Origin of the sequence: Haladaptatus sp. (genome assembly GCF_049589095.1) — an archaeon.
Taxonomy (GTDB): Archaea; Halobacteriota; Halobacteria; order Halobacteriales; family Haladaptataceae; genus Haladaptatus.
The window spans coordinates 1-3,848 of sequence record NZ_JBAWAC010000367.1 but is presented as its reverse complement, the minus strand read 5'-3'; the positions used below and the strand labels follow the sequence as shown (position 1 = coordinate 3,848).

Below are 3,848 nucleotides of genomic sequence, written 5' to 3'. Positions count from 1 at the left end.
TATCGGAACTGTCGAGGATGTATAATCCATTTCTGATTATGAAAACCCCGTTTCGAGAGATAGAGTTAAGCGTGGAAACGACGCAGTTCGTAGTGAAATGATAGTCGTCGAAAACAGGTTGTTCGTGGCAGATGAGTACGCGGACCAGTTCGTGGAACGGTTTCGAGACAGCATGGGCAAGGTCGAGAGTCAACCCGGTTTCGTCAAGTTCGAGTTGCTGACGCCCGCCAACTCCGAGACGGATTCGTACATCTCTCAGACCTACTGGGAGTCGATGGAGTATTTCGAGGCGTGGACCGACACCGACGCGTTCGCGGAGGCCCACGACGACCACCCACCGAAGGACATGTTCACCGAACCCCACGAACTCGAAATCCACGACGTGGCGTTCGAGCGAACGGCGGAGTAATCCGGTCTCTCACGGGAGAATATATCGAACTCACAACCGACGCCGCAGCGCGGTCACCGTCTTTTCGCCGACACCATCGACCTCGCGGAGTTCGTCGTCGGAAGCCGTTCGAATCCCCGCCAAGCTACCAAACCGACGGAACAGCTTTCTGCGGGTTTGCGGCCCGATTCCCGAGACGTCGTCCAGTTCGGTCGAAACGTCGTCCCGAAGCGTCTGGTGGTACTGCACCGCGAACCGGTGCGCCTCGTCCCGCACTCGCTGAAGGACGTGGAGCTGGGGTGCGTCGTTCGGCCAGTTGTAGGTCGTGGTCGGCGTGACGACTATCTCCTCGGCCTTGGCAAGTCCAACTGCGGGTACGTCCCACCCGATGTCGTCGAGCGCTTCACGTGCGGCGTCGAGTTGTCCCTTTCCCCCGTCGATGAGGAGCAGGTCGGGGTCGGGCCGGTCGGGCCGGTCGTCCCGACCCTCGACCGCCCGTTTCGCCCGCCAGTGGATCAGGTCGTGCATGTTCGCGTAATCGTCGTTTTTCTCCGTCAGTTTCTTCCGGCGGTAGTCGCCCTTCTCGGGCGACCCACCGACGAGAACGACGTTGCTTCCGACGACCGAGGAGCCCTGTGCGTGGCTCACGTCGAATCCCTCGATTCGTTCGGCCGAGGGGATCGAGAGCGCGTCCGCGAGCGCACGGAGTTCGTCCGGATTGCCCGCACCTCTGCGGGCGTTCTTCAACGCCAGATCCACGAGCGTCGCCTCCCGTCCGGCACCCGGCACACGAACGGCGACGCCTTCGGTTTCCAACCACTCCATCACGTCGACGTCGTCCGGACGCTCCGAAAGCAACAGCGCGTCGGGAAGGTCGCGCTCGGCGTAGAACTGCGGGATGAACCCGCCGAAGACGGAGGCCACGTCGTCCCCGTCCGGTACCGACAGCGAGTGGTGGTCACGGTCCACGAGTTGGCCGCGCTCGCTGTGCAGTCGCGCGACCGTCGCCCGTTCGCCCTCGACTGCGGCCCCGAGAACGTCCACGGTTCGCTCGTCGGTCTGCGAGGTAATCGCATCGGCGTCGCCGCCGTGGAACGACTCGACGGCGTCGAGTCGGTCGCGGAGGTTCGCCGCCCGCTCGAATTCGTGGCTCTGGGCGGCCGCCTCCATCTCGCGGCGAAGCGGGCGTGCGAGCACGTCCACCTCGCCACCCAAGAATCGCTCGACGCTTTTCACGTCGCCGAGGTACGGTTCGCGACCGATTTCGCCCGTACACGGCGCGGTACAGAGACCGAGGTCGTGGTCGAGACACGGCCGGTCGCGGTTGGCGAACTTGTGGTCCGAGCAGCCACGGATACCGTACGTCTCCCGAAGCGCCTTGACGACCGTCTCGACCGTCGATTTGTTCGTGAACGGACCGAACACCGTCGCTCCGGCCCGGTCGGGGTCGCGGGTGATTTCGATCCGCGGGAATGTATGCCCCGTCACCTGCACCAGCGGATAGGATTTGTCGTCCTTCAGGCGGACGTTGTAGCGTGGCTGATACCGTTTGATCAGGTTCGCTTCCAACAGGAGCGCCTGCGTCTCCGTATCGGTGACGGCGAAGTCGAGCGAATCCGCCCGTGCGACCATGTTCCCGATGCGGTTGCTCCGTGGGTCGGCGTACGACCGAACCCGCGCCCGAAGATCGACGGCCTTCCCCACATAGCGAACCGTGTCGCCTTCCAAGAATTGATACACGCCGGGTTCACGCGGTAATTCGCTCGCGTGCTCCCGGACGGTCGCCACGTCCATCGATTTCGATTAGTCGATGCTCGGCTTTGAACCTGTCCCTACCGCCGCCCGAATGCGACGAGCGGCGTCCTCGGCCTCGTTGCCATCGACGGGAATTCGAATCGGGTCGCGTCCGGCGCGTTCGATTATCAGTTCCTCCGAACGGGTAAAGAGGTAGAGAACCCCGAGGATGAGGCCGACGAGCAGGAGCACCCCTCCAACCAGCAGCAGGATACTCGTCAACAAGGAAAAAGCGTGGACCATCGTTCCGACCATCCCCTGGACGCCAGCGACGGCCTGTGTACTCGCCGTGTTCGTATCGCCGAAGTCGGTGAGTAGCCCGCTGCTGTCGAGTAAGTACCCACCGCCCACGAGGAGCAAGCCATACATGAAGCTCCGAACACACCACGAGAGGTAATCAGGGTGGCCAGCGGCTTGCACACGGGCATCGAGGACGTTCGGGCGGTCCTCGTGGTCGAACCGTCGGTCCTCCCCTTCGGGCATGAACGCGAGAAGGCGATGACTCGTCACCGCGATTCGCGCACCCTCCAGTTCGATCTCCTCTTCGATTTCCTCGCCCGCAAAGAGCATGTCGAGCAGGCGGTCGTCGGACGCCTGTGACAGCGGGGACTGTCCCATCGTTTACCGGTCAATCAGGGAGATAAATAAGGTTGCGGCTATCGACACCTCGCCAGATACAAATTCGATACCCACGAACGGCCAGCCATGGACGAGGTTCGAGTGTGGTTGGTCGAACGAACGTACAGCGACCGCGACCTGTTGACGCTGGTGTACTCGACGCCCGACGGAGAATGGTATCTTCGCAAGGAACGGGCGGGGAGACTCGGTGGCGAAACGACCGCTGCAATCGAAGTCGAACGGGAACGACTGGCCCGGGTTACCGACGAAGCCGAGAAGGAACGATACGCCACGGAGGCGACACGAATCGCGGAAAAGCGTGACCCAGATGACACGGTATAGCACGGAGCAACACCGTTATGTGTGCGTTGGCGGAATCTGAACCGATGACCGCTATCCGATTGGACGACGTGACGAAGCGATATGGGGACGTCACGGCCGTCAATAATCTTTCACTCGACGTGAAGGAGGGCGAAGTGTTCGGCTTTCTCGGGCCGAACGGGGCGGGAAAATCGACGACCATCGACCTCATTCTCGCTTTTATCCGCCCGACGAAGGGTTCGGTCACCGTTCTCGGACACGATGCACAGACCGAGAGCATGGCGATTCGCAAACGGACTGGCGTTCTCCCGGAAGGGTTGTCCGTCTACGACCGCCTCACCGGAAGACAGCATATGGAGTTCGCCATCGAAGCGAAGAACGCCGCCGCCGACCCGGACGAACTGCTGAACCGGGTCGGAATCCCCGAGGCCGCCGACCGGAAAGCGGGGGGCTACTCGAAAGGGATGGCCCAACGACTCGGGCTTGCGATGGCGCTGGTCGGCGACCCCGACCTCCTCATTCTCGACGAACCGTCGTCCGGTCTCGACCCGACGGGTGCCCACGAGATGCGCGAGATCATCGATGAAGAACGGGAGCGGGGCGCGACGGTGTTCTTCTCCAGTCACATCCTCGGGCAGGTCGAAGCCGTCTGTGACCGAGTCGGAATCCTTCGCGAGGGCGAACTCGTTGCCGAGGACTCCATCGAAGGGCTTCGAGAGAACGTCGG

At 62.3% G+C, this 3,848-nt stretch carries 5 protein-coding genes; 3 read left to right on the top strand and 2 right to left on the bottom strand.

The window, feature by feature from the left end:
- Window positions 1-97: 97 nt before the first annotated feature.
- Window positions 98-409 carry an antibiotic biosynthesis monooxygenase family protein gene (locus WBV42_RS11520; protein WP_423986161.1) on the top strand — a complete coding sequence of 104 codons (312 nt, stop codon included), beginning with the start codon at window positions 98-100 and terminating at the stop codon, window positions 407-409.
- A 30-nt stretch (window positions 410-439) separates the two neighbouring features.
- Here the strand turns inward: WBV42_RS11520 and WBV42_RS11515 are convergent, their stop codons facing one another.
- Both WBV42_RS11515 and WBV42_RS11510 read right to left on the bottom strand, forming a co-directional pair.
- Complete coding sequence (locus WBV42_RS11515; RefSeq protein ID WP_423986160.1) at window positions 440-2,182, bottom strand: excinuclease ABC subunit C; 1,743 nt, start codon at window positions 2,180-2,182, stop codon at window positions 440-442.
- A 9-nt stretch (window positions 2,183-2,191) separates the two neighbouring features.
- The gene (locus tag WBV42_RS11510) at window positions 2,192-2,800 is read right to left on the bottom strand and encodes a hypothetical protein (protein WP_423986159.1); all 609 of its coding nucleotides are present in this window, start codon (window positions 2,798-2,800) and stop codon (window positions 2,192-2,194) included.
- Window positions 2,801-2,887: 87 nt separating this feature from the next.
- Between WBV42_RS11510 and WBV42_RS11505 the strand changes: the two genes are divergently transcribed.
- Complete coding sequence (locus tag WBV42_RS11505) at window positions 2,888-3,142, top strand: hypothetical protein (RefSeq protein ID WP_423986158.1); 255 nt, start codon at window positions 2,888-2,890, stop codon at window positions 3,140-3,142.
- A 44-nt stretch (window positions 3,143-3,186) separates the two neighbouring features.
- On the top strand, window positions 3,187-3,848 hold a 662-nt coding region (locus tag WBV42_RS11500; RefSeq protein ID WP_423986157.1), incomplete at its 3' end, for an ABC transporter ATP-binding protein.